This is a genomic window from Protofrankia sp. Cas8 (assembly GCF_963555845.1).
Classification (GTDB): domain Bacteria; phylum Actinomycetota; class Actinomycetes; order Frankiales; family Frankiaceae; genus Protofrankia.
The window spans coordinates 1-25563 of sequence record NZ_CAUVXI010000061.1 but is presented as its reverse complement, the minus strand read 5'-3'; the positions used below and the strand labels follow the sequence as shown (position 1 = coordinate 25563).

Below are 25563 nucleotides of genomic sequence, written 5' to 3'. Positions count from 1 at the left end.
TACAGGATGCGAATATCGGTGTGGTCTCCGCGGTCTCCCTGCATCTCGTAGATCACGCGCTAGTAGGAGACCCTGATCCGCAACGGTCCGCGGCGACGACAGCGCGGAGGTCCTCCAGCCCTTCCTCGGCTTCGACGAGGCGGCGAAGCTCGTCGATGGGCAGGATCGCTGCGGTCGGCGTGCCGTTGCGGGTGAGGTAGACGACGTCGCCCTCGTGGACACGGTTGACCACCTCGCCGAGGCGCGAGCGCACTTCGGCGATACCGATTTCAACCTCCGAGGCACGAAGGTCAGTTTTGTGCGCCGCTGCGATCATGATCGAAATGTACAACATGATCTATGGTTGCATCCGGTTAGGACGACATCCAGCGTGCCGACATGGGGCCGCACAGCCAGGACGCGGGGTGCCAGAGTCGGGCACTCCTCGACGGTCCTCGCAGCGCAGGGCTCCAGCTGGCGTCGGCATCCTGCTCAGTTCGCTCGGGCGATTTTTTCCACCATCCCGAGGGCCTACCACGATCACGGTAAGGGTCGCCGATCCTCGGCCTGCGGATTGCCCGGTCCTTCAACGCCGCCGAAGCCATTTTTTGATGGGATCTCAGCAATAATTAGGACCGAATGGAACGAGGATTCATTTGCTGGTGACGCTGTTGTTTGTAGGTTGCCGTCCTATTGGTGAGCTGGGCGCTACCCTTTGACGATCAATCGTGTTTTGGGGGGAAAATGACCTGCGGGAAAACAGTTGAAAGATCGGCACCCGGCCGTTTCGGAACGTGCCTGCTCGGCCTGGCGGTGTTGTTGGTCGGTGCCGGCCTGACGATATTCGGGCCGACGAATCAGGCTCTGGCTACAGCGAAAAAGGCCAACCGAATTATTCTCAGTGGTTCGAGCTGGCTGAGTGGGAAGGGAGTCGATGTCTATTCGAATGACCATTCCTACAGTTCCGACCTGAACGACAAAAACTACGTCGACATCGGTCCCGCCGGCCAGCCCAAGTCGGTACTCAGCGGCTTGCGCTGGCAGTGTGTAGAGCTCGTCAATCGGCTTTATCTGGTCAGAGGTTGGATCACTAAAAATTGGTCCGGCGACGGTTATCAAATGTACGACACCGCGCCGAAAAATCTTTCCAAGGATAGCAATGGATCGATCGCCGGTGTAGGTGCTGGCGACGTTCTTGTCTTTGGCGGCGGTATGGGCGGAAAGGGTCATGTCGCAGTCGTCGAAAGCGTGAGTGGAACAGGCGACAAAGTCTCGGTGTCGACGGTCAGTCAGAATCTTTCTGACAAGAATGATGGCGTTTGGTCAACGTTCAGCTGGGATAAGAAGCAGAAGAAGATCACGCCATTGAGTGGCTACACCACCATCGGTGTGGTTCATGCACCAGTGGCGCAACCCGCACGACCCGGGACGAGACTCCTGGCCGATGTCAACGGCGACGGTCGGTCAGACGCGATCGTGATGTTCCGCGATTCGGGTGTCGCAATGGTTGCGCTGGCGCAGGCGGACGGCCGTTTCGGCGCTCCACAGAGCTGGGCTTTCGGCCACACCGTGGGTGCTGACACGTACTTCGCGGCCGATGTGGACGGCGACCGCCGGGCCGATCTGATTGCTTTTTGGGCCTCGACCGGACGCTGGCGGGTGAGCCTCTCGTCCGGCAGCGGATTCTGGCCTGAGACTGACTGGGCCTACGGCCACGGTGTCGGCACCAACCGCCAGTGGGTGGCAGACGTCACCGGGGACGGAAGGGCCGATGTAGTCACTTTCGATGCGGCAAACGGGGACTGGTGGGTTTCGGCGTCGTCCGGTTCCGGTTTCTGGTCGCCGCAGCGGTGGATCTCAGGACACGGGGTCGGCACGACCGACCAGGCGTTGGCCGATTTCACCGGCGACGGTCGGGCTGACGCCGGAGTCTACATAGCCGGGGGCGGTGACTGGTACGTGGCCGCATCCACCGGAAACGGCTTCAGCTATCCCCCGCGATGGTCGGTCGGGCATGGCCTCAGCAGCACAAGTCGCCTCGTAGGTGATGTGAACGGTGACAAGCGGGCGGATGCCGCCTACTTCTTCGCGGCCAACGGGCACTGGGATGTCGGCACATCCTCCGGGTCCGGTTTCTGGGCGCCGACAGCATGGGCGAATGGTCATGGAATCGGCACGAACGAGCAGTTTCTCGCTGACGTCACGGGTGATGGTAAAGCCGATGTGGTGACCTTTGATGAAGTCAATGGGGACTGGTGGGTCTCGGTGTCATCCGGGTCCGGTTTCTGGCCGCCGCAGCGGTGGATCTCAGGACACGGGGCCGGTTCCTGACCCGGTGAGACAAAGCGTTGTCATACAGGCATTCTCATGAGCGAATCGGTGAAAAGACGGCCGTTCAGCCGTTCAGCCGTCGCCGAGGCCGGCGGCCTCGAAGGCGGTCAGAGACGGGCGGATGGTCGCGGTCGGCCGGCCTGTCGACACCAGCGGGTCGAGGGTCTTCAGGCCGTCCCCGGTGTTGAAGATGACGGTTTCGGCATCCGGGTCGAGCAGCCCCTCGCGCAGCAGCCGCGCCAGACAGGCGACGGTGACGCCGCCGGCGGTCTCGCCGAAGACGCCCTCGGTGCGGGCGAGCAGGCGGATGCCATCGATGATCTCGGGGTCGGTGACGTCGGTGATCGCACCGCCGGTCCGCCGGGCGACGTCGAGTGCGTACGGGCCGTCCGCCGGGTTGCCGATCGACAGGGACTTGGCGATGGTCGACGGCTTCACCGGGGCGACTGTGTCAACCCCACGGGCGAAGGCCGCGGCGACCGGGTTGCAGCCCTCGGCCTGCGCGCCGAAGACCCGGTACGGCGTCGGCTCCACCAGGTCGAGGCGGCCGAACTCGCCGAAGGCCTTGTCAATCTTGGTCAGCAGCGACCCGGAGGCGATGGGCACAACGACCTGTTCCGGCAGCCGCCAGCCGAGCTGCTCGGCAACCTCGTAGCCGAGGGTCTTGGAACCCTCCGCGTAGAACGGCCGTACGTTGACGTTGACGAACGCCCACTCGTACTCGCCGGACAGTTCGCTGCACAGGCGGTTCACGTCGTCGTAGTTGCCGTCGATCGCGACCAGTGTGCCGCTGTAGACGGCGGTTGACACGGTCTTGCCGTCCTCGAGATCGTGCGGGATCAGCACCACCGAGCGCAACCCGGCGGACGCGGCATGCGCCGCCACGGACTGGGCGAGGTTCCCGGTGGACGCACAGGCGACCGTGGCGAAACCGTGCTCGCGGGCGGCGGACAGCGCCACCGAGACGACCCGGTCCTTGAACGAGTGGGTGGGGTTCGCGCTGTCGTCCTTGACCCACAGTGCCCGCATTCCGAGTTCCGCGGCGAGCCGTGGAGCCGGGCGCAGCGGCGTCCAGCCGGCTCCGAGCGACACCCGGTGCGCCGGGTCGTGGCCGGCGGGAAGAAGCCCGACATAACGCCACAGGTTGGTGGGCCCGGCCTCGATGGAAGCCCGGGTGACCCGGCGCAGCAGGGCCTCGTCGTAGGCAATCTCCAGCGGGGCGAAACACTCGACGCAGACGTGCGTCGGGGAGAGCGGGAATGTGGCGCCGCAGTGCCGGCACGCCAGGGAGACCGCCGGATTGGCGGATTGCGAACCGATCGTAGCAGGGCGCTCGGGAGCGACTGTCATGGGTGAAACTCCTCATCTTTCCCGAGAGCCCGTTGCGTCTCGGGTCGGAATTAGCACCTGCCTCGCACGGATGCGGGTGGTTGCCGGGGCTTCACTGGGCCGGTCCCTCTGCCCCTCTGGATGAGCCGGATGAAGTTGTCAGTCCGTACTGTAGACCGGGTGCGGCGTGATGTGCACCGTTGGTTCGAGCGTCGAACGTATGACGGGCGTGACTTCTCGCCCGTCCGGTTGCTGGCCCGCAAGGAGGGTCCGATCAGCGTGGTGTTGCCCGCGCTGAACGAGGCCGCCACGGTCGGCACGATCGTTTCTGCGATCCATCGCGATCTTGTTGTCGGGGTGCCGCTCGTTGACGAGATCATTGTCATCGATCCGGGGTCGGTCGACGCGACCGCGTCCGAGGCGACCGCCGCGGGTGCGGTGGTGATCCCCGAGGAGCGGATCCTGCCCGGCTACGGGCGGATCGCGGGTAAGGGTGAAGCTCTGTGGAAGTCCCTGTACGCCTCGTCCGGAGATATTGTGATTTTCGTCGACGCGGACCTGGAGGACTTCGACACCCAGGTGGTGACCGGGCTGTTGGGGCCCCTGTTGACCGAGCGGGAGGTGTCCTATGTCAAGGCGTCCTACGACCGGCCGCTGGCGGGCGGCCTGCTGCCCGGCGGTGGTGGGCGGGTTACCGAACTCGTCGCGCGCCCCCTGCTCAACATGCACTGGCCGGCGCTGGCCGGGTTGGTGCAACCGCTCGCGGGCGAGTTCGCCGGCCGCCGCGTCCTGCTCGAGCGGCTACCGTTCGTCTCCGGCTACGGAGTCGAGTTCGCCCAGCTGGTGGACGTCCTGTCCCTGGCGGGCGCGGATGCGATCGCGCAGGTCGAGGTCGGACGAAAGATCCATCGCCACCAGCCCGACGACGCTCTCGGACGCATGGCGGCCGAGATCATCCAGACGGCGTGGACCCGGCTAGGTGTCCACAGCCCGGCTCCGGGGCAGACGTTGACCCAGTTCCGCCGCTGCGACGGCGGGTTTGAGCCGCACACCCACCGGGTCGAGGTGCGGGAGCGTTCCCCGATGATCACAATTCCGGAGTATGCCGCTCGCCGGGCGGCGCGCGTTTCAGGTGACGGACCGCGATGACATCCGAACATTCGATCTTTCGAGGTTTGTAAGGTCAACAAGGGGTTTTCCGGCGTACAAACCTAGAAAGATCGCCATCGCCATCGCCATCGCCATCGCCATCGCCATCGCCAGCACCAGCACCAGCACCAGCACCAGCGGCACGAGCAGGAGGACATCGCTGATGAGCATCCGGGTCGTCTACACCGATCTTGATGGAACCATGGTCGGGCCGTTCGGGTGCTTCTTCCGGAACGAGGACCACTCCACCACCCTTGATCCGGCTCGCGCCCTCATCGACCTACACCGGGCGAGCATCGCGTTGGTGCTGGTCAGCGGCCGGACCAGGTCGCAACTGGTCGAAGCCGGTGCGATTTTCGGCGCAGACGGCTTCATAGCCGAGCTCGGTGCGATCGTCGGCTGGGACCATGGACGCAACAGCCAGGTCCTGCGCGGAGCCATGCCAGCCGATCTGGACCAGATACCGGATTCGCTCCTTGCCGCGCTGATCGCGCGGTATTCGGGACGCCTGAAGGTGTACCGACCCTGGCACCGCGGACGCGAGGTCGACATCATGCTCCGGGGCAACATCGACGTGGCCGAGGTGAACCTATGGCTCGTGGCGGAGGGTTTCGACTGGTTGACCATCCGGGACAACGGCATCATTTCGTGGGCTGGCATGCCGGCTGTGGATGATGTCCCGCACGTCTATCATCTCGTTCCCGAGGGTGTCAGCAAGGGCGCCGCGGTGGCTTTCGACCTGGCCCGCCGCGGGTTCCGTCCGGACCAGGCGATCGCGATCGGCGACTCCGCCAGCGACCTGATCATGGCCCGTGAGGTCGGCCGCATGCACCTGGTCGCGAACGCGCTGCGACACACCGATCTCGTCGGGTTGTTGCCGGACCACGACAACGTTGTCGTGGAGGATGGCGCGCTCGGCTCCGGCTGGGCCAGCGCGGTCCGCTCGACGCTGCCGACCGCGCGGCCCGCCACGGTCTGATCTCCTGCCAGCCCGGGAAGCCAGGTGGCCGACGACGGCGAGGAGAAAGAGAACAGCCGCGATGGCGTAGGAGTTCCCGACCAACAGCTGCCAGCCGTGCCAGGAGTACTCGCGGTCGTGCTCGTACGGCAGCCACCACATCGGAGCGAGGACGAGCAGGGCAAAGCCGCCGCGTGCCGCGAGCCGCCCCCCGCGTGGCCCGGTCGGGCCGGCCAGCCAGGCCAGCGCGGGCAGTGCCCACAGCCAGTGGTGGGTCCAGGAGATCGGTGAGACGAGCAGCCCGGTGATGCCACATACCGTCCAGCCGAGCAGGGGCTCGTGGCGGCGAGTGGCCGCCACTGCCAGTCCGATCCCGGCGGCGGCTGTGCTCAGCGTCACCAGCTGAAACCAGAGCTCGTCGTGCACGGCATGACCGGCGAGGCGGGTCGCCACCCCGGACAGCGACTGGTTGCCCGCATACGCGATCCCGCCGACGTGGGACGGGTCGAGCGCCAGCCTGGTCCAGAACCGCGCCGAGTCTGCCGGAGTGGCCAGGGCCGCCAGCGCGGAGCAGGCGCTGAAGGAGAGTGCGGCCATGCCCGCGTCCCGGCGTCTGCCCGTGGCGAAGAGGTAGGGAACGAAGATCAACGGAGTGAGCTTCACCGCCGCGGCGATGCCGATCAGTACACCTGAGGGCAGCGGCCCGGACCTACGACGCAGGTCAAGAATGATCAATAGCATGAGCGGGATGTTGATCTGGCCATAGGCGAGATTGCTTCGGATCGGTTCCACGGCCAGGAGGCCCACGGCCAGTGCCGCCTGCCGCCCGACCGCCGGTATCCCAACCGCAGCCGGCCTGGACGCGAGCGGGTCGGTGCGGGCCGCGGCGAGCACCTGGCGGGTCAACTCCGCCAGGCAGGTCAGCAGGACCAGCGCCCAGATGGCCTGTGCTGCCGGCTTCGGCGGGAGGGCGAGGGGGCCGAACAGCACGGCGGCGAACGGCGGGTAGGTGAAGGGCAGGCCGGTACCAGGCATGACCTGGTCATACAGGGGCAAATGGTGCAGAAATGCGTCGCCGCCCAGGCGGTACACGGCAAGGTCGATCCGGGTTCCGAACGCGAGTAGGCCGACCAGGGCGAACAGGCCGACGCCGAGCAGCACCGTGGCCGCGTTCAGGCGCGCGCGCATGCCGTTCCCCCTTTCTCGTGTTCGGACGTCCTTCTCGTGTTCGGACGTCCTTCTCGTGTTCGGACGTCCTTCTCGTGTTCGGGCGTCCTGACCGGATCCTCACCGGCACCCGCGGGTGCCGGTGCTTGCAGCTGCCGGGAAGTCTGACGATGCCAGCGCCTGACGATGCCAGCGCCTGACGATCCCATCGTCTGACGATGCCAGCGCCTGCGGGGCCAGGCGGCGTGGGGCCGGCGTCGCGGGGCGCCGGTGCCCGCCGATGTCAGCGCTTGAGGGTCGTCGTGGACCAGCTGTCCCGGCGCCGTGTGAGTATCACCACAGAGATCAGCACAAGGAAGAGTGTGCTGATCGCGATAACCGGTGCCTGGCGCTGGAGCCACGGGGTGGCTCCAGGTAGGTTGGCGAACAACAGTTCGCAGTGTGGGAGGGCGAGAAACGCACCGACCGCGGACACCGTGCCGAGCAGACTCAGGCGGACCCGGTCGGTTGCCATGGCCAGCGGTATCAGCCCCCATGTCAGGTACCACGGGTACAGGACGGGGCCGAGAACCGCCAGCGTCAGTAGGCCCCAGCCGACAGTCGCGGCGAGGTTCCGCGCACGGATGGTTGCCAACAGGCGCAGCATCACCCCGGCGGTGACCACGATGCCGGCGGTCCGGGTCAGGTTGAGCGCCTGCGCAAACTGGATCTTCATGTCGGCGATGTCGCCCAGCCTTGCGAGCCCGTCGGCAAGACCGACCGTCGGTGCGTACAGGGTGAGGCCCGAGGCGGGAGTCGCCGCCGAACGTAACCAACCGAGCCCGTCTGGAATCAGCAGGACGAGGACCAGCCCGGATGCGCTGACGACGCCGACATCCCGAGCCACCGGCCGCAGCCGTGCCCAAACCCACGCCCGCGCATGCGGCGGGCGGGCGTCGGGAGGGCCGGTGTTGCGCGGGCGGGTGCCCGGTACGGGGGTTCCCGCATGCCACACGGCGACCGCCACGATTGCGAACGCCGCCGGCCACTTCACCGCGGTGGCCGCGGTAAGCAACATCATGGACGCTATCGGCCGCCCGGCCCGGGCGGCCAGCAGGCCCGCGGCGAGCAGTGCCACCATGATCGATTCAAGGTGGACGGCGCCGAGGAGCTGCAGGATGACAACCGGGCTGCCGGCGGCGGCGAGGGCCAGCGGCCGTCGCCGGGGGTCCGCGGCCCACGCGACGCACCCGAGGATCACGATGACACCGGCGAGCGCGAGTGCCCTCAGGATCAGGACCGTTCCCAGCACGGTCCCGCCGGACAGCCCATAGGCGGCCTTCAGCAGGGCGAGCGCCAATGGCCCATAGGGTGCCCGCGACATCCGCCAGACCGGGTCGCTCGCGAGCAAGCTGGGTTGGTTACCCAGAATATTCGGACCGTTCCGGTACGGGTTGAGATCGGCGGTGAGCATGGCGCCATGCGCCACATAGCTGTATATGTCCAGACTCAGGATCGGTGGACCCACAGCGACGGGCAGACACCAGACGGCGATGATGATCCCGGTCTGGCTGAGCGAGACCGAGCCCCTTCTGGCCAGCAGGCACAGTTGCAACCAGCCGATGACGAGGAGCGCGACGCCGATAATCATGAAGGCGGGCAGGGCTGAAGCACGATCGAGCTGCACCGGGATGAGCAACCCGAACCAGTCGGTAGGCAGCTCAACCCCGGAGCGTAGCGCGAGCCGCCCCGCCGTAGCGACGACCAGGCATGCGCCAGCGAGCCCGAGTAGCCCGGCTAAGATCGCCTCGCTATGCCCACCGGCCATGCGCCACCCGAGCTCGGCGGGTTTCGCGCGGCTTGAGCCTTCACGGAGGTACGTGGTCGGGACGCTACCGCCCCGCGGCATCACGCCCGCGGAGGGCCGCCCGGACCCTGCCTCTGTCATCTGCTCGCGTGCGCGGCATGGCACACGAGACAACCGCAGTCATTTGACATTTTATATTGATTCCGTCGAAAAGTAGGTTAACCCCGGGTTGTCAGTCGGCGGCGCTGTCGTGTGGTGCTGCTGGCATGTGGCCCTGGCGTCGTGTGGTGCTGCTGGCATGCCGCAGGGCTGTCGTGTGGCGCAGATAGCGAATTATATCTTACTATCATATAGTAAGCTTTTATCGGATTCAGCCCGGTGTGGACGAAGTGTAGATGAGGTGTGGGTAGGGCGTGGGCAAGGTGTGATCGCACCAGGTCGGGCCGGTGTGGGACGGCCTGGTGCGGGACGGCCTGGTGAAGATCTTGAAGGCATGCCCTAGTCTCCGGGTGTGCGTCATATCACGGGGGTTGACGAACTGGGATGTTCCACGCCTATCGGAACGGCCCGTGTGCTCGTTGCCTCCAACCGCGGGCCGGTGGCGTTCACTGCGGACGATGATGGTTCATTGACCGCGCGTCGCGGCGGTGGCGGGCTGGTCAGTGGCTTGCATGCGGTCGCGGGCGACGATGCCACGTCCGGGGGTACCACCGGTGGCAGTGGGCTGGTGTGGGTCTGCGCGGCGTTGACCGAAGCCGACCGGCGGGCCACCCGCCTCGCCCCGCAGGGGCGGCTCGATCGCGCCGGCCATGACACCGGCGGCGCCGCGGTGTGCATGCTCGATGTGGACCGGGTCGTGTTCGAGCGGGCCTACAACGCGGTCGCCAACCGTACACTCTGGTTCGTCCTGCATCTTCTGTATGCACCGGCATTCCAGCCGTCTTTCGGGCCGGCGTTCCAGCAGGACTGGCTGGCCTACGAACGTTACAACGCGATGTTCGCCGAGGCGCTGGCGCGTGAGGCGGCACCCGGCGCGGCCGTACTGATCCAGGACTACCACCTGACTCTTGCGCCTGCGCAGTTGCGTCGCCTCCGGCCGGATCTGCGGATCGCCCACTTCAGCCATACCCCGTGGGCGCCGCCCGAGTACTTCCGGATGCTGCCGGATGACGTCGCCCGCGCGGTCCTTGACGGCATGCTCGGCGCAGACCAGCTGGGCTTCCTGACGGCCGCGTGGGCCGAGGCGTTCTGTCGGTGCGCCCGGGCGATACTCGGCGCGGACATCGTCATCGACCACGACGTCGAGACAGACCACGACGTCGAGACGACCGGCACCACGAGCCTGCCGCAGCTGCGATACCGCGGCCGCGTGGTCCGGATCGGCGTCCACCCGCTCGGGGTTGACGGCGCCGCCCTGGCGCAGCGCGCCCACGGGCATGACGTCACTGCCCGCGCCGCCGAGTTGAGGGAGCTGATCGCCGGTCGCCGGGTGATCGTGCGGGTGGATCGGACCGAGTTGTCGAAGAACATCGTCCGCGGCCTGGAAGCGTACCGGGAGCTCCTGCGCCAGCATCCACGGTGGCGCGGCCAGGTGGTGCACCTCGTCTGCGCCTACCCGTCACGCCACGATCTTCCCGAGTACCGCGAGTACACGGCTGCGGTCCAGCGGATCGTGGCGGAGATCGAGGACGAGTTCGCGACCGCGTCCTGGTTGCCGCTCCGGCTCGAGGTCAACGACGACTATCCACGGTCGCTGGCCGCGTTGTCACTCGCCGAGGTCCTGGTGGTGAATCCGATCCGGGACGGGATGAACCTGGTTGCCAAGGAAGGCGCCGTACTGTCGAGGTCCGGGGCCGCGCTGGTGCTGTCCCGGGAGGCCGGGGCGTGCGCGGAGATGGCCGCCGATGCACTGGTGATCAATCCGTTCGACGTGTGCGAGACGGCGGCCGCCATGCACGCCGCGCTGCTGATGACCCCGGACGAGCGGCGTGGCCGGTGCGAGCGGCTCGCCGCCGTCGCCAGCAGGCTTCCCCCGCACCGGTGGTTTCGAGAGCAGCTCGAGGCCCTGCTCGCCTGACCACGCTCGCCTGACCACGCTCGCCTGACCACGCTCGCCTGACCACGCTCGCCTGAAGGTGCTCGCCTGAAGGTGCTCGCTCGACGACCGGGAAACACCTCAGGAGAGGCGGTCGGAGAGAAGGCGCAGCAGCGCGACCACCCCCTCCGGACCCGGAACGACGAGATCTGCCTGTTCCCGCAGCTGAGCTGGAACCTCCGGGCCGTCGCTGCACACGGTCAGACCCGGCACCCCGGTAGTCCGCAGCTGGTCGACAGCGTCGAAAGCCGGCAGGTCGCCGATGTCGTCACCGGCGAACAGGACCGACCGGGCACCCAGTTCCGCCGCCCGGTCGCGTAGCGCCCGCCCCTTGTCGTGGCCGGGTGGACGCAGTTCCAGTACCCGTTTGCCGGGCGCCGCCTCGAGCCCGTGGTCTGCGGCGAGGCTGGTCAACGCGGGCGTGAGAGCCGCCAGGGAGGCTTCCGGGTCGGAGGTGCGACGCACATGTACGACGAGCGCGTGCTTCTTGTCCTCGACCACGGTGCCGGCGGGCGCGTCCTCAAGCAGCCGTGGCAGGGCGGCCCTGACCGCCGCGACCCCGGGCAGCGGCTCGGGGCTCGTGATCCGGTTGGTGACGCCGTCCCACCGTTGCAGCCCGTACTGGCCGAGGATGACCATCGACTCGAGCCCCGGCTGTTCAGTGAAGCGGGCGAGAGCGAGCAGGGCTTCGACCGGCCGCCCGGTGATGATGGTGACCGATCCGACCTGCTGGGCTATCCGCGCCAGCGCGGCCAGGGCGCCTGGCGCCGGAACGGCGTCCGATGGGCGGGCGACGATCGGTGCGAGCGTGCCGTCGTAGTCCAGGGAGATCAGCGCACGGCGCGGGTCGGTGAGTAGGGTCGCGAGCCCTGCGCCGCCGGCCAGCGTCCGCGGCGCTGTGGCGATCGGGCCAGAACCGGGCGTGGAAGTCATGAGGTCAGGTCCGTCACTTGTTCTCTCAGGGCCGCCAGCCAGGGCCGCGCGGCCGTTGGCGGTCACGGCGCGGTTGGCGAAAAAGCCTTGGTTACGACGAGGATGAGCGGCTCGTCCGCGACGAAGCTCTTGGTTTTCGGCTTCGCCTGCTTCACGTCCGGGATCAGGTCCAGCACGGTCTGAGCCGCATCCTGGTGTCCCTCGTCGTAGAACACGGTCGGCTCCGGGACGTCGTACGCCGACTGGTAGTTGCCGGTTCGTGCCACAGTGAAGCCCGCGGCTTCCAGCCGCGTCCGGGCGGAATCGGCAAGCCCCGGGATCTTGGAATTGTTGAGGATCACGATCGGAATGAAGACGTGCTTGGGCGCGGCGGCCGGGGTGGGTGCCGCGGCTGCCGGCGGTTGGGACGTGACCCTGGGAGACGGCGAGGTAACCGCCGCGGATGGATGCGAGGTTGCCGGCCTGGCTACCGCCGCTGCGGCGGAAGCGGCGGCTGTCGGCGACGCGCCCGCCGCCGGGGCGTGTGCCGATGCCGAGGCGGCGGCTGCCGCAGCGGCAGTCGCGGCAGATTTGTCCGCGGACGGGTCGTTCACCAGATTGACCACGAGAATGCAGCCGAGCACGGCGAGCACGGCGATGCTGCCGGCCGCGATGGCGTGCAGTCGATCACCGGGACGCAGCCGGGGCGGCCGGGGCGGCCGGGGCGGGCTGGGCGACGTGACGGTGGTATCGGTCATGGCGGGCGCTCACATCTCAGCCGGGTCGAGTCGGGCGGTGCCGCCGGCGCGTGCCCGTCGGCGTGTCGCCCGCAACCGGCGTAGCCGCTTGACCAGCATGGGGTCGGCGACGAGGGCTGCGGGGGAGTCGATCAGAGCGTTCAGTATCTGGTAGTAGCGGGTTGCTGAGATTGTGAACTCGGCGCGGATCGCGGTCTCCTTGGCGCCCGCATAACGCCACCAGTGCCGCTCGAACTCCAGGATCTGGCGCTGGCGATCGCTCAAAGCATCCACTGTGTCGCGCTTGGTATCCGTCTGTGCGGCGTGCGCGGACACCGGGGAGTCGACGGAGCCCCGTGGCTCGGCGGCCGGTACCTCGATGGGATGTGGCGGCGGGCCGAGGGTCTCGGACTCCGGTGCCAGGACGTGGGCGACTGCCACGGCGATGGCCTCCTCCAGACGGGACGGGATCCGCGAATCACAGGGTTGTGGTTCGCCGCCCACTATTTCAGAGGATGGGTCCGACAACTTCGGCCGAGGCGGGCGACACGCGGGATCACTTCTGGTGGATGTGGCCTGGTCTGGCCGTGCCATGACGAAGATCACTCATTGAGCATTTCGGACAACGGTCGTGAGCGCACCCCAGCCCCGCGACGCCGCGTCCCCGATAGCCGGTCACTCCAATACTGTCGGCAGGTGACCCGTCGCTTCGTCCGCACCACCGAGGATTTCCAGTGCCTCGCCTGTGGGACACCGGTCCACGGTGACGGTTACACCAACCACTGTCCGTGCTGCCTGTGGTCCCGTCATGTGGACGTCAACCCCGGTGATCGAGCGGCGCAGTGTGGCGGCCCGATGCGCCCGGTTGCGGTGGAGGCCCGTCCCCATGACACCGTCCTGACGCACCGCTGCGAGACATGTGGGCACGAGCGCAGGAACAGGACGGCTCCGGCGGACGACATGGAGACGATCATCAAGGTGTCGGCGGCGGGCGCCGCCGAGTTCGGCCCGTCCGCCCCGCCTCGCGGCCGTGGCGAGCTCGGCGGGGGGCTAGGGGACGGTGGCGTCAGGGGTAGAGGCCGCGGGTCCGGTGCGCGTCGGCGACCCGGCCGACCCCGATGATGTGCGCGGCGGCGCGCAGGCTCACGCCACGCTCGGTGGCCAGCGCTGAAACCTCCCCGTAGGCGCGTTTCATGATGTCGCACAGCCGGTCGTTGACCTGGTCCTCCGTCCAGAAGTAGGCCTGGATGTCCTGTACCCATTCGAAGTAGGAGACGGCGACGCCGCCGCCGTTGGCGAGGATGTCCGGGACGACCACGACCCCGTTTCCGTCGAGGATCGGATCGGCGTCCGCGGATATCGGGCCGTTCGCACCTTCGACGATCATCCGCGCCTTGATCCGATCGGCGTTCGCCGCGGTGATGACCCCTTCCAGCGCCGCGGGCACCAGCAGGTCGACGTCGAGCTCCAGCAGCTCGGCGTTGGTGATCGTGTCGGTTCCGGGGTGCCCGACGACGGTGTCGCCGCCGCGCTGGACCCGGCGGAGCAGGGCGGCCGGATTGAGCCCCTGCGGGTTGTAGACGCCACCCTTGACGTCGGAGACCGCGACGATCCGAGCGCCGGCGTCGTGGAGGTACTGCGCGGCGAGTGCGCCGACCTTGCCGAATCCCTGGACGGCGACGGTGACGTCGTAGGGGTCGAGGCCGTGTTCGGCCAGCGCCGCGAAGGCCGACAGCTGTACACCCCGGCTCGTCGCCCCGGCCCGCCCGGCCGATCCGCCGATCGACAACGGCTTGCCGGTGACGACTCCGGGTGCGGTGTAGCCGGTGTGCGTCGAGTAGGTGTCCATGATCCATGCCATGGTCTGTTCGTCGGTACCCACGTCCGGGGCGGGAATGTCCTTTTCTGGTCCGATGAGCGGGACGAGCTCGGCCGCGTAACGGCGGGTCATCCGCTCCCGCTCGGAGAGGGAGAGCAGGTGCGGGTCGACGGCGATACCGCCCTTGGCGCCGCCGTAGGGGATACCCATCAACGCGCACTTCCACGTCATCCACATGGCCAGGGCCTTGACCTCGTCAAGGTCGGTGGACGGGTGGAAGCGGATGCCGCCCTTGGCGGGTCCACGGGCCAGGTTGTGCTGGACCCGGTAGCCCGAAAGGACGAGCAGGTGCCCGTCGTCACGCATCAGCGGGACACTCACGGTGATCGCTCGACGCGGCATCCGGAGCAGATCGTGGAGGCCGTCATCAAGGCCGAGGTGGCGGACGGCGTTCTCCAGCTGGATCCGTGCCGTGTCCCACGCCGATGGAGATCCGAGCATTCAGACATCTCCTTGTGTTGTACGCGGTCCCCGTTGACCGCGCCGTGCGCCGTGCGCCGTGCGCCGTGCGCCGTGCGGCCGGGCGCTGGGCGTGTGCCGGCCGGGTGTGCGCCGCACTGACGGTGTCGCGGGTCGCGAGGCTGCCTCTGCACGCTCGTCGGTGACCGGGTGTCAGGACGCAAGGGTAGATCATGGCCCGGATGGTCACCACCAGTTGTCAGCCTGATCGCTGGGACGATCCGGGAGGCGGTCGCACACATGCACCGCTATATCACGCAGAGTACTCGGGTGCTGAACGATGTGTCGCGGCAGGGTTGACCGAGGTCTCCCTTGCCTGGATGGCCGAAAGCCTACCGGGGCCGATGAAGCACCCGGAGGGCCGTCCGGGCCGTGGGCCGTGGTCAACCACTGGCCAGGGGTCCCCGTGCCACGCCGAAGCCGTTGCACGGGGGAGGCCCGCTACCGTCCTGATCGTGCGGACGGTTGACATCCGCCCCACAAGGGCGGCACGGCGACGGTCTGGTCGGCGTATGGGGAGCGGGTTTGTGGACTGCCGCCGACGCTGGGTGGACCGCGTTCGCCAGTGGCTCGAGCCGTGGACAGGCCGGCGGATCTGGGCGTTTTGGCTGGTCACCCGAGTAGCGCTGGTTGTGTTGGCCATCACCGCGAAGGTCCTGGGTGCCCAGCATGGTGTGCTGGGCGACGTCCGGCTCTACGACCAGTGGGGCGGTGGCCTGCTCCACGGTCGGGGCCTGCCTGTCGGCGACGACCGTTGGCAGTATCCCCCGGCTGCCGCCATCGTGTTGGTCGTCCCATCCGTGCTGGAGGCCGCGACCGGATTTCCCTACGACGTCGGGTTCTTCCTGCTGATTCTCGCGGCGGACGCCGCGATCACCGCCATACTTGCCCGCCGTTCGGTGTCCGCGGCCCGGTTCTGGCTGGTCGGGATCTGTGCCCTTGGACCGGTGTCGGTGGCACGGTTCGACATGGTGCCGGCGGTGCTCGCCGTGGTCGCCGTCGCGGGGCTCGGCGGGCCAGCTGCGCCCGGACTGACGGCGAGCGGGCCGGCGGCGAGCGGGCCGGCTGCGAGCGGGCCGAACCAGCACAGTGGCGGACGTTGGGGGCGAGTCGGTCTGGCGGTCGGTCTCGGGACCGCTGTGAAGGTGTGGCCGGTGTTGTTGCTGCTCGCGTTGGGCGGGCCCGGTTCGGGCATCCGTTGGGCCGGGCGGCTGCGTGGGCCTCTGCACGGACGGCTGCGCAGGTGCTCGGGCGGACGTTCGGGGCGTCCGGCCGTCAGCTTGGCCCATGCCGCCCTGGTGCGCATGGCGGCCGGGTTGGTGGGGGCGGTCGCGTTGGTCGCAGTGGTGCTGTTCGTCGCCGGCTGGTGGCGGGACGCTTTCGGCTTCCTGGGCGCGCAGAAGGACCGGGGCCTGCAGGTCGAGGCAGTTTCGGCGACCCCGTTCGTCCTTGCGCACATGGTCGGGTTACATGCTGGACCGTCATATGCCTGGGGGGCGCTGCAGTTTGGATCCAAGCTGGCGCAGCTGGTGGCAACGATCTGCTCGTTCGTAGAGGTTGTGGTCGTGCTGGCCGCTGCCGCGCGCTGGTGGCTGCCGCGTTGGTCCCGAAGCCTCGAGGGCTCCCGAGCCGCGGCGGAATCGCGCGCGGCGATCCACCCGGCGGACCGTATGCTGGCGCTGCTGCTGGTCGTGCTCGTGACAAGTCGGGTGCTCAGCCCGCAGTACCTGGTCTGGGTACTGGCGGTTGCCGCGTGCCGTCCGCACTCGTCCGGCCAGACTGTTGCCGTAGCGGCTCGCTGTGTGGTTGACCGGCGTCGCCGGGTCACCATTGGCCTGTTGGTGACCTGCCTGCTCTCGCTCGTGGTCTATCCGATCCGTTATGAGGACGTCATCCAGGGCCGAGTCGTCGCGAGCCTGCTCCTGGTCGTCCGTAACGGTCTGCTCCTCATTGTCTGCTGGGAGGCTGTCCGTGCCGCTTGGCCGTCGTCGCGGTCCGTGCCGTGGCAACCCTGGAGATCATGGCGACGGCAACGGTCAGGGCCGCAACAGCGGCCAGGGTCACATCTGCGGGCGGATGCGTCTGCCTCAGAAGCGTCCAGGTCGGGGCCAACGACGCCAACGACGTCACACACAGCGTCACCGAAGTGATGATCGTCAGTCGGCGTAGTGCAGGTGAACCACTCGTACCGATTATTACCGAGAGCGATGGGATGGCCAGCGCGAGATACCAGGGGTAGACGACGGGGCCGCCCAGGGCCACCGCCATTCCGCCGACACCAATGATCGCGACGTCGTCGGGGACGCGTCCGGCCGGCCCGTCCGCCGTCGCGGTCCCACCAGCCGATGCAGTTCCACCAGGCATCGCGGTCCACGTAGCCGTCGCGGTCCACGTAGCCGTGCCGGCTTCAGGCGGCGTCGGGTTGCGCCAGGCCCGGCCGAACAGCGCTGCGATGACGGCTGCGGCCACGGTAAGCGACGAGATTCGGGCGCCGGCGAGGACCGTCTCGGCGTGGCCGCTGACGCCGAGTAGCCGCAGTGATAGCGAGATCGGATGGGCGAGGAGCGCGGCCGGAGCGATGTCGGTCCGCAGCCTGCCAGCGGTGGACAGTGCTGTGATCCAGGTCGGACCGAAGCCGGCTGCGATCATGCTGGTCGTGATCGTGGCCGTGGCCACCGTGAGGTCAACGAGCACGCCCGTCGCGGCGGTGATGATGGCGCCAGCCGTGCCGCCCCGGGGCATGGCAGCCTGGGCACCTGGAGTCGCCCCGGTCCTGATGGCTGTGCCGGTGCCGCTCACGAGCTGTTCGCGAAGGTGGACGACGAGCAGTACGGCGAGAGCGAGGAAGGCGGTCGCCTTGATCGTGCCTGCCAGGCAGGCGAGGGCGACCGCGCCGGCCCGGGCGGCATACGAACTGATCGGAAGTCCAGGTATCGGGCGATCGGGCCGCCAACGGAGATCAAGGCAGTGCCGGTGCCGGTGCCGGTCGACGACGAGTGCCGCGATGCACAGCGCGCCGGCCAGCGCGTCCAGGTGCGCGCCGCCGACCAGGTGGATCACGGTGACCGGATTGCAGGCGAGCAGCGCGAGCACCAGCGCGGTCCGCTGGGTGCCCGGCCGCTGGGTGCCCGGCCGCTGGTTGCCCGGCCGCTGGTTGCCCGGCCGCTGGGGAAGCAGGCGCAACGTGAGCAGCACCAGCGCCACCACCGAGGTCACGGCGACGAGGCGTAGCAGGAGCACGGCACCGATCGGACCAGCGCCGAACAGAGCGTCACCGACCGCCGCGGCCGTCTTCTCGACGAACACGGCCGTTCCGCCGTAGGGGGCATGGGTTTCGCGCCAGCGTGGATCAACCGCGGCCACGAAGGCGTCCAGGTGGGGGCCGAGCGTGCGCAGCGCCGAGATGCCGTGTGTCGCCGGATCGAGCCCGTGGCGGGCGAGCTCGCCCTGGCCGGCATAGGCGTAGACGTCCCGGCTGAACAGCGGTGGGCCAAGGGCGAACGGCAGCGTCCATGCGAGCGAGGTGACGGCCACCCGGGATGGCGTGAGGGTTTCGCGGAGCGTCGCGCGGATCAGGGCGCACCAACACAGACACAGCGTGATCACGGCGATGGCGGCGATCGCGGCCAGCCAGCCTCGGGTTGCGCCAGGCGGTGGGCTGGATGGGAGGATCCCCCACCAGGACGAGGGATTGAGCGTGTCCGGGTTGCGTGGTCCGAGCCGGGCTTCGGCGAGAACGGCGGTAACCGCCGCGATGGCGCCTACCAGCGTCGGCCAGGCACCGGGTGTATCAAACAGGACTACACGGTTACGGAATGACATCATTGATCTTCGTTGCCGTCCAGCGATGCCGCCGCAGGCGGTCCGGATCGGCGCTGGCCGGGTAGTTCCGGTCCGCGGGTTTCCGGAGGTTGGACACTGGGAGGTGTCGGTTGGGTCCACTCGGCACCTTGCGGCGCGAACACCGGCGGCGCGAACACCGGCGGCGCGCGCGCCGATCGCGTGACACGCATCCCGACACGCATCCCGACCGGCATCCCGACCGGCATCCCGACCGGCATCCCGGCCGGCATCCCGGCCGGCATCGCGGCCGGCATCGTGATGACCGTTGTGAAACTGTGCCACGTGAAACCGTGGTAGGACGAAACGTGACAGGCTGGATACCGATGGTTGAGCACGAGTCACCGGCGGTGCACTCCTTCCCAGCCTTCTGTCCCCCATTGCGGCACGTGGCGGCCTTCGTCGGCAGATGTGGCGACCAGCGCTCCTCATCCACAGCGGTTCGGGCCATCGTCGCCGGTGCGCTCGCCGGTGCCGCCGCGTGCCGGCGCCGACCGTGGATGATCACTGCCGTCCTGTGTGGACTGTCGTTGCTCCTTGGGCTCACCGGCCCGGACACCCCCGCGCAGGAATACCGAGTGTGGCTGTTCAAGCACGGCGGCGCGATTCTGTGGGACGACCAGTGGTACGGCGGGCACACCGTACCCGGCTACAGCGTGCTCTTCCCGCCGCTCGGGGCGCTGTTCGGGGTGCAGGCCCTGGGCTGCCTCGCCTGCGTCGCGTCCACGATGATCGTGACCCGGCTGCTGCGTGGCAGCGGCCGGACCCACGACCACGACCACGACCACGACCACGGCAACGGCAACGGCAACGGCAACGACCTGGCGCTGGTCTGGTTCGCGGTCGCGACGGTGGCGAATCTTGTCGTCGGGCGGATGCCGTTCGCCCTCGGGATGGCGTTCGGCGCGCTCGCGCTGCTCGGCGTGCGTGAGCGGCGGATGAAGGCGGCCTGGGTCGGTGCGATCGGCTCGTCGCTGGCCTCGCCGCTCGCCGGCGGGTTCGTGCTGCTGATCGGCCTGGCCCTGCTCGGCACGCTCGACCGGCGTCGAGTGCTGCCGCTGGTTGGCGCGGCGAGCGGCATCATCGTCGCGTTACTGTTCCCCGAACACGGTGTGCAGCCGTTCCCAGCGTTGACGTTTCTGTCCCTGCTCGTGCTGATCGCCGCCGGGCTGATCGTCGTCCCGAAGAAGGACGTGGCGATCCGCCGGGGCCTGGGGCTGTGGGCGGGTGCCGCCGCTGTCTTCTTCTTCGTCCCGACGCAGATCGGCGGGAACATCGCCCGGCCGGCGACCCTGCTGGCGGGCCCGGTCGCGGCGATGCTGTTGGCCCGCCGTCCACGGGTGCTGCTCGTTGTCGCGATACCGCTGGTCGGCTGGCAGATCGGCCCCGTACACGGCGCGCTGGCCACCTACGGGGACGCCTCGGGCCAGCCCGGTTACTACACCGGTCTGCTCGACTACCTCGACCACGGCCCGGTGGCCGCAGGCCGGGTGGAGGTCCCGTTCACCCGTGCGCACTGGGAGGCGTCGCTGGTGGCGCCGCACGTCCCGCTCGCCCGCGGCTGGGAACGGCAGCTCGACATGACGTACAACTCGCTGTTCTACGACGGCACGCTCGCCCCCGACACCTACCATCGGTGGCTACTCGAACGCGGCGTCCGTTTCGTGGCGCTGCCGGACGTGGAGCTGGACTCCTCCGCCGTCGAGGAGGCGAAGCTGCTGGCGGCCGGCCAGCCCTACCTCGAGCTCGCCTGGTCGGACCCGCACTGGAAGGTCTGGCTGGTCACCGACGCGCCGGGGCTGGTGCGGGGGCCGGCGACCCTGACTGAGCTCGGGGTCAGCTCACTGGCGGTGAACTTCTCCGCCCCGGGGCTCGCGACCGTCCTGGTGCACTTCACGCCGTACTGGCAGCTGGACGACGGGTATGACGACGGGTATGAGGCGTGCGTGTTCGAGACGGCGGACGGCTGGACGGGCATCCGCACCGACACGCCCGGCCCGGTACGCCTGTCCGCCCGGCTGACCGTCAGCGGCCTGACCGGGGCCAGCGCCCTGGACTGCCCCGCCGACCCCCACGTCCACTGAGTAGTGGTCCTAAGCCGATCAGGGGCCGTCCTCCGCCGTTCGCTGGCAAGATCGGCGGCTGTTTGTCGTTGGGTACCCTTTTTTGGCCGCCAAGCGTACCCAACGACAAACATCTCCCGATCTTCGTTCGCCGCACGGCCAGTTGACGCCTGCGTCCATCGTTCTTGCTGTACCGACCCGGCACCGACCCTGCGCCGGCCGACGCATCAGCACGCTCGGCACGTGCACGTGCACGTGCACGTTCGCGGGTCCGGCGCCTGCCTTCTCCCGACCGGTTGTTGTCCAGTTTCAGACCGACTACCGCTAGACAGCTGATTATCCGGATTCGGTACGATGTCAACCGATCGCATCGGACGGGCATTCTACGCGATCAACGGGCATCCGGGGGGAACATGCCAGACGTTGTGGGAAGCTACCGGAACATCATGGCGCAGCGCTGGCCGAACTGGTGGGTGAACTGGCCCCTGACCAGGGTCGTCGCGGTCGGCGACATCTTTGTGGCGACGTCGGGAAGGTTAGTGCGGGCCGGCGATATGACCGCAGGACTATCCGTCCGCGCCGGAACATCGATTCCGAGTTTTGAGCATGACTCGAACGGAAGCGTTGAAATCACGTTTGCGCCGGCAGCGGGTGTCGCGGATGCCCGCATGCAGGCGGAGATCCGGTTCCGGCGGGGCGACGCCATGCTGGTGGCCTACGATGGGGTGACCCAGGCCGACGTCGCGGACGCGACGGAGGTCGCCACAACGTTGCTGCGGCGGTGGTGGGCCGGCGGCTGGGACCTCGACAAGGTCGTGGTCACGTCCGTGACGACGGCGTCTGGCGGGATTCTCCTCTCCGGCGCGAGCGAGTCCGGTGGCTCGGTCCGGCTCAACGCCCGAGCGGGCGTCGGGTCGGGGCCGTTCACAGTCGTCGATCTCGCCATGAAATTCGACCTCGACCGGTCCACCGCCCGCAACGACTCCTGGACGGTCGAGGCTTGCACACCGATGTTCCAGGTAACGCGGTTGAAGAGGACCTTTCTCCGTAGAGTGGTGGAAGACTTCGGGATGAGTCAGGGTGGCCTTGGCGCCTTCCCGACGGACGTTCCCCCCGCACTGATCAACTACGTGGGTGAGCATCCCGAACACGTCATCGACGTGGTTCCCCCGGGCGAGGCGCAGCCTGGGTCGGGGGATGTCGGTGCCGGGGCTCCATCCGTCGCCTGACGCCATGACGACCTACCAGCCGCACATGCCGCCGGCTCTCTGCGTGCCCTCCGGTCCGACCGTGGTATTCGACGTTCAGTCAGACCCGGGGAATACGGGAAGCTACGTCGTCAATCTGTACCGTTACGACGAGCCATGTGAAGTCGGCCAGAGTGGCTCTCCCGGGCTATTGCTAGCGGGCGGGGGATCGTTTTCGGCAGCGGAGGTGCAGGCCGTTCGGGACCAGATAGCTAGGAATACGCCGCTGAGCAACGCTGGAGACGACAGCCTCCAGGGGGTGGGCGAGGGCCTGTTTGCCCTGATCAACCGGCAGGAGTTTCACGGGCAGTGGCTTGCGCTTCAAACGGATCATCCCTGCCGAGTGCTGTTGGCTCTACCCACTCCGAACGACGATCCGGACGACCTGCGTGCGCTGCCCTGGGAACTGTTGTACGGCTGTGGGCCCGCGGACGCGAGTCTCTCCGGGTTTTTCTTCCGGGACCCCAACATGCCCTGGTCGCTGTGGCACCGGCAGCGCGGTGAGTGGAAATTCGAGAGGGAGAAAGGCCCCTTGCGTGTCCTGGTCGTCGTCTGTGAGCCGGACACGCCTGGACTGTTGGCGGATCAGGAAGTCGCGAGCATCACAACGGGTCTTGCCGCCCGGTCGGTGAGCGTGCATACTGAGGTGCTGTACGGACCGTCAAAAAGGAAACTGGCCGACACTATCGACGTATTGCATCCACATGTCCTGCATTTTATTGGACATCGGATTCCTCGGCGGGACGGCACTTCGATGCTCAGCTTCAGGCCGAGAACCGGGTTGGACTGGCAGCTATGTGCGGACGATGTCCGTCGCCGCACTCTCAGTAGGTGGAAACCGAGGCTCGTCGTCCTCAACGTCTGCGGCACCGAGGGCAATGACCCGACCAACGATATGAAGGATCTTGCGCAGGCGTTTCTTTACTCCGGGGCGGGTGCCGTGGTCGCGATGCGGGCTGAGATCGAGTCCAGCCATGCAGTCGAATTTTCCCGCAGCTTCTATGACGCCCTCGGCAAGAGCGATCCTCCCGCGATCGACCAGGCGATGGCGGTCGCCCGGTACAAGTTACGCGTCGACAGTCCTGTGTGGGCCGTGCCCCGGCTGTTGAGTGCCCGTCCATGGGGAGATCTTTTACATGTGGACGTCGACCCCGCCGACAGCGAGGCGGTCGAACGCCTGCAGTTGTTTCTCGGCTCGGATATGGATGGGAAGTCCCTCCTCGTCGACCGCGACACGGAACGTAGAGATGCATGGTGGGCGATCGACCCTCCCTATGCCGCTATGAAGCCGAGGAATTTCGCGGTCATCAGTGGAGATAAAAAGTCTGGCAAGACATCCCTCGCCCTGTGGGTATTGTTGATCATGAGATTGCGCGGGCTCCGGGTCACCTATGTCGACTGCAATAACCAGGTGCGCCGGCTGGACGCCGATGGAAGACAAACACGGGATGACCGCGGAGTGCCGGTCGAAGTCTCGGTTGAAAAGGCGCTGGATATAGTTACTCTAATTTTCGAAGCGATGACGGACCCGGAAAACCCGGATCATATTCCGAAGTGTAAATTCAGCGGCAATCATCTCCCGCCGTACCCCGCAGAAGTTGACAACAAGCACGCCATGCGTATCGTAAAAGAGTTCTTCAAGGAACTCGTCAAGGTGTCGCGAAGGTGGGACGGCGACATCGCACGGGTGATATTTCTTGATCACATCAAGGTGTGGAATCGTAAATCTCTCGATTCCGAGGAAAATTGTGATGACGGTATGGACGGTGTTGAATTCGAGATTTTCTATCGTAATTTTTTATTACCGATACTACTCGGAGAGGGGCGACTGAGGCTCGTTCTCATGTGGGATATCACGGATTCGCGCGCGCAGCTGCCCCCGGTTGAGGAGCGCCTGCGGGCGATAATAGGGCCCCTCAAACCTCCCGGCGATCAGTTTAAGCGGCTGTTCCGCGAGTATCTCGAACGTCTTGGTCAGCCCTTCGTCAGGCCAGATGAATTCGATACCTACCTCAACATGCTGCCAGAAAATTTCGATAGGTCGTTTCACGGGTTCGGCCGCATCCGAAAGTGGGCAGCGGCGGATTCCCAACTGCGGGCCTGGTCATAATCATGGTCCCGCCGTACGCTGAGGTTGGCCGCCTGGATCCCGGTGGGGCCGGGTTGACCCGACAGCAGCCGCTGCCCTCGAGATGGCCCCTCCTGCTTCAGTTCTGCGCAGTTGCACACATTTTCGATCAAAAAACACTGAAGGAAATCCTGCGGCCTGAGGCGGGCCTGGACGACAGCCCCGGTCTTGACGTGCTTGAGTGGCATGGACTCGTTGAGAAGGCGCCAGGCAGGAAAAACCATTTCCGGCTGGAAGCCGAGGAACGTGAACGTTACCTGGAGAGTTGGTGGCGAGCGGAGCCCGGGCGGGACAAATCGACTGAGTTACAGAATCTGTCCGATAAACTGGCTCATTACCAGAAGAAGCGGAATAATCGGCTTGAGTACCTCCGCCACATGATGATCGCCGATCCGGCGGAGGCTAGGACACTGTTCACCGCCGAGTTTTCCGCCGCGGACCGGGCACGCGACTTCGCGCGTTTCCGGGATGCTCTCGGCGTACTGGGCGACGACTTTCGCGTCGATCGTACTGGGCTTCGCGATTACTACGACGGCCGGGCGGCCTACTTGCGTCGGCAGCAGTACTGGTCCGTGGAACATCGGCGGTCGGCCCATTTTCTGCCGCCTAACGGCTGGCGTGAGCAGGTGGAGCGTCTGCTGTCAAACGACGGCGGTGTTCACGGCTGGTACCTGTTCGGAGCCGACGGCAGCGGTAAATCCATGGGTTTGCAGTGGCTCATTGCCCGGCGCTGCGTTCCGGAACATCCCGGCGAAGACGCCGACGGCGACAGCCCGCCCACTGACATTCCCTGTGCACGGGTCGACCTGGGCGTGCTCGACCCGGTCATTCTCGGAAGACATCCGTGGCTGATCCTGCTACCGATCGCCGCTCAGTTGCAGCTGCACACGGATACCGCGAACTTTGAGTGGCTCATCGAACACTATGAGCTGTTCGCCGGTCTGCTTCGGCCGACGCAACCGTCGGAGCGACTCGCGACAGCGGCACGGATCTTGTCAGAAGACCAGGCTGCCGCGGATATCGGCCGTAAGGTCACGGACGAATTTATCGCCAAGCTCGAGCTGTCATCCCGAAATCCGACGGTTATCCGAAATCAACCGGTTATTGTCGTCGTCGACACCGTTGAAGCGCTGCTGAACTTTGATGAGGAGAAGACACGTGATTTCCTCAGACTGTTCGCAGACGTACACCGCAAGTGTTCGGCATTACGTTTGATCATTGCCGGCCGACACCCTGAACTGCTCGCGGCGGGGCTGGAGACAACCGGTTCTCCTGCCGTCGACGGGTTGGATGTGTCGGCCTGGTTCGCAGACCTTGAGAAGATCGAACTGGCGAACTTCGACGAAGAGACCGCTGGGCGTTACCTGCGGGAGAAACGCGGTATCGAGGATCGCGACCTGGTGGCGACGGGCGTTCGTCAGGCTTGCGGTTCACCGTTGGCACTGGCGCTTTATGCCGATCTTTATATCGATCTTCATACCGATCTGATCAACCAGCACGAGGT

General features: G+C 67.0%; 18 protein-coding genes, 2 pseudogenes and 1 riboswitch. Of the genes and pseudogenes, 10 read left to right on the top strand and 10 right to left on the bottom strand.

The features are described 5' to 3' along the window. Positions 1–52: 52 nt before the first annotated feature. Positions 53–334 carry a type II toxin-antitoxin system Phd/YefM family antitoxin gene (locus tag U9977_RS11515; protein WP_322749221.1) on the bottom strand — a complete coding sequence of 94 codons (282 nt, stop codon included), beginning with the start codon at positions 332–334 and terminating at the stop codon, positions 53–55. 341 nt (positions 335–675) lie between these two features. Here U9977_RS11515 and U9977_RS11510 point away from each other — a divergent pair, with 341 nt between their 5' ends. Then, positions 676–2310, top strand: coding sequence for a VCBS repeat-containing protein (locus U9977_RS11510; protein ID WP_322749223.1), 1635 nt, complete (start codon positions 676–678; stop codon positions 2308–2310). Between the two features lie 72 nt (positions 2311–2382). Here U9977_RS11510 and thrC read toward each other — a convergent pair whose 3' ends face one another. After that, the gene (thrC, locus tag U9977_RS11505) at positions 2383–3660 is read right to left on the bottom strand and encodes a threonine synthase (RefSeq protein ID WP_322749220.1); all 1278 of its coding nucleotides are present in this window, start codon (positions 3658–3660) and stop codon (positions 2383–2385) included. 9 nt (positions 3661–3669) lie between these two features. Continuing rightward, positions 3670–3787, bottom strand: a riboswitch (SAM riboswitch). A 2-nt stretch (positions 3788–3789) separates the two neighbouring features. Here thrC and U9977_RS11500 point away from each other — a divergent pair. Further along, the gene (locus tag U9977_RS11500) at positions 3790–4788 is read left to right on the top strand and encodes a glucosyl-3-phosphoglycerate synthase (RefSeq protein WP_322749219.1); all 999 of its coding nucleotides are present in this window, start codon (positions 3790–3792) and stop codon (positions 4786–4788) included. On the opposite strand, the gene U9977_RS11495 is transcribed toward U9977_RS11500, so the two are convergent. Next, entirely contained in the window at positions 4768–4959 is a 192-nt protein-coding gene (locus U9977_RS11495; RefSeq protein WP_322749218.1) for a hypothetical protein, read from the bottom strand. The genes U9977_RS11500 and U9977_RS11495 overlap by 21 nt on opposite strands. Between U9977_RS11495 and U9977_RS11490 the strand changes: the two genes are divergently transcribed. Continuing rightward, the gene (locus U9977_RS11490) at positions 4952–5767 is read left to right on the top strand and encodes an HAD family hydrolase (RefSeq protein ID WP_322749217.1); all 816 of its coding nucleotides are present in this window, start codon (positions 4952–4954) and stop codon (positions 5765–5767) included. The two genes, U9977_RS11495 and U9977_RS11490, sit on opposite strands and share 8 nt — an antisense overlap. Before the next feature lie 276 nt (positions 5768–6043). Here U9977_RS11490 and U9977_RS11485 read toward each other — a convergent pair. Together U9977_RS11485 and mptB (U9977_RS11480) are read right to left on the bottom strand one after the other, a co-directional pair. Then, positions 6044–6781 (bottom strand): annotated as a pseudogene (locus tag U9977_RS11485) (glycosyltransferase 87 family protein); the annotation flags it as partial. A 415-nt stretch (positions 6782–7196) separates the two neighbouring features. After that, positions 7197–8720 carry a polyprenol phosphomannose-dependent alpha 1,6 mannosyltransferase MptB gene (mptB, locus tag U9977_RS11480; protein WP_322749216.1) on the bottom strand — a complete coding sequence of 508 codons (1524 nt, stop codon included), beginning with the start codon at positions 8718–8720 and terminating at the stop codon, positions 7197–7199. Positions 8721–9270: 550 nt separating this feature from the next. On the opposite strand from mptB (U9977_RS11480), the gene U9977_RS11475 reads away from it, so the two are divergent. Then, positions 9271–10776, top strand: a complete 1506-nt coding sequence (locus tag U9977_RS11475) for a trehalose-6-phosphate synthase (RefSeq protein WP_322749215.1) — start codon at positions 9271–9273, stop codon at positions 10774–10776. A gap of 99 nt (positions 10777–10875) precedes the next feature. On the opposite strand, the gene otsB is transcribed toward U9977_RS11475, so the two are convergent. From otsB to U9977_RS11460, 3 genes are all read right to left on the bottom strand, one after another. Then, entirely contained in the window at positions 10876–11727 is an 852-nt protein-coding gene (gene otsB / locus U9977_RS11470) for a trehalose-phosphatase (protein WP_322749214.1), read from the bottom strand. Between the two features lie 62 nt (positions 11728–11789). Beyond that, positions 11790–12464: a LytR C-terminal domain-containing protein gene (locus tag U9977_RS11465; protein WP_322749213.1), complete on the bottom strand. Its 675-nt coding sequence runs from the start codon at positions 12462–12464 to the stop codon at positions 11790–11792. Between the two features lie 9 nt (positions 12465–12473). Next, positions 12474–12779 (bottom strand): DUF3263 domain-containing protein, encoded by a 306-nt coding sequence (locus U9977_RS11460; RefSeq protein WP_416210564.1) that lies wholly within the window; start codon positions 12777–12779, stop codon positions 12474–12476. Between the two features lie 360 nt (positions 12780–13139). Between U9977_RS11460 and U9977_RS11455 the strand changes: the two genes are divergently transcribed. Beyond that, positions 13140–13565 carry an RNHCP domain-containing protein gene (locus tag U9977_RS11455; RefSeq protein WP_322749211.1) on the top strand — a complete coding sequence of 142 codons (426 nt, stop codon included), beginning with the start codon at positions 13140–13142 and terminating at the stop codon, positions 13563–13565. Here U9977_RS11455 and U9977_RS11450 read toward each other — a convergent pair. Continuing rightward, positions 13510–14763 (bottom strand): Glu/Leu/Phe/Val dehydrogenase, encoded by a 1254-nt coding sequence (locus U9977_RS11450; protein WP_322749210.1) that lies wholly within the window; start codon positions 14761–14763, stop codon positions 13510–13512. The two genes, U9977_RS11455 and U9977_RS11450, sit on opposite strands and share 56 nt — an antisense overlap. 530 nt (positions 14764–15293) lie before the next feature. On the opposite strand from U9977_RS11450, the gene U9977_RS26920 reads away from it, so the two are divergent. Then, positions 15294–16931: a hypothetical protein gene (locus tag U9977_RS26920; protein WP_416210563.1), complete on the top strand. Its 1638-nt coding sequence runs from the start codon at positions 15294–15296 to the stop codon at positions 16929–16931. A 301-nt stretch (positions 16932–17232) separates the two neighbouring features. Here U9977_RS26920 and mptB (U9977_RS11445) read toward each other — a convergent pair. Beyond that, positions 17233–18603: pseudogene (mptB, locus tag U9977_RS11445) on the bottom strand (polyprenol phosphomannose-dependent alpha 1,6 mannosyltransferase MptB); the annotation flags it as partial. A gap of 344 nt (positions 18604–18947) precedes the next feature. Here mptB (U9977_RS11445) and U9977_RS11440 point away from each other — a divergent pair. From U9977_RS11440 to U9977_RS11425, 4 genes are all read left to right on the top strand, one after another. After that, on the top strand, positions 18948–20705 hold the full coding sequence (locus tag U9977_RS11440; RefSeq protein ID WP_416210562.1) for a hypothetical protein: 1758 nt from the start codon (positions 18948–18950) through the stop codon (positions 20703–20705). A gap of 392 nt (positions 20706–21097) precedes the next feature. Further along, a complete protein-coding gene (locus U9977_RS11435) occupies positions 21098–21913 on the top strand; it encodes a hypothetical protein (protein ID WP_322749208.1) in 816 nt (271 codons plus the stop codon). 4 nt (positions 21914–21917) lie between these two features. Continuing rightward, positions 21918–24041 carry a CHAT domain-containing protein gene (locus U9977_RS11430; protein WP_322749207.1) on the top strand — a complete coding sequence of 708 codons (2124 nt, stop codon included), beginning with the start codon at positions 21918–21920 and terminating at the stop codon, positions 24039–24041. A 53-nt stretch (positions 24042–24094) separates the two neighbouring features. Further along, a partial coding sequence (locus tag U9977_RS11425) for a hypothetical protein (RefSeq protein WP_322749206.1) occupies positions 24095–25563 on the top strand: 1469 nt, incomplete at its 3' end.

Coding starts and splice junctions, on each gene's coding strand:
- U9977_RS11490 (WP_322749217.1), top strand. CDS start 4,952: ATGAGCATCCGGGTCGTCTACACCGATCTTGATGGAACCATGGTCGGG.
- thrC (WP_322749220.1), bottom strand. CDS start 3,660: ATGACAGTCGCTCCCGAGCGCCCTGCTACGATCGGTTCGCAATCCGCC.
- U9977_RS11435 (WP_322749208.1), top strand. CDS start 21,098: ATGCCAGACGTTGTGGGAAGCTACCGGAACATCATGGCGCAGCGCTGG.
- U9977_RS11465 (WP_322749213.1), bottom strand. CDS start 12,464: ATGACCGATACCACCGTCACGTCGCCCAGCCCGCCCCGGCCGCCCCGG.
- U9977_RS11430 (WP_322749207.1), top strand. CDS start 21,918: ATGACGACCTACCAGCCGCACATGCCGCCGGCTCTCTGCGTGCCCTCC.
- U9977_RS11440 (WP_416210562.1), top strand. CDS start 18,948: ATGGTTGAGCACGAGTCACCGGCGGTGCACTCCTTCCCAGCCTTCTGT.
- U9977_RS11515 (WP_322749221.1), bottom strand. CDS start 334: ATGTTGTACATTTCGATCATGATCGCAGCGGCGCACAAAACTGACCTT.
- U9977_RS11500 (WP_322749219.1), top strand. CDS start 3,790: ATGAAGTTGTCAGTCCGTACTGTAGACCGGGTGCGGCGTGATGTGCAC.
- mptB (WP_322749216.1), bottom strand. CDS start 8,720: ATGGCCGGTGGGCATAGCGAGGCGATCTTAGCCGGGCTACTCGGGCTC.
- U9977_RS11495 (WP_322749218.1), bottom strand. CDS start 4,959: ATGCTCATCAGCGATGTCCTCCTGCTCGTGCCGCTGGTGCTGGTGCTG.
- otsB (WP_322749214.1), bottom strand. CDS start 11,727: ATGACTTCCACGCCCGGTTCTGGCCCGATCGCCACAGCGCCGCGGACG.
- U9977_RS11450 (WP_322749210.1), bottom strand. CDS start 14,763: ATGCTCGGATCTCCATCGGCGTGGGACACGGCACGGATCCAGCTGGAG.
- U9977_RS26920 (WP_416210563.1), top strand. CDS start 15,294: ATGGGGAGCGGGTTTGTGGACTGCCGCCGACGCTGGGTGGACCGCGTT.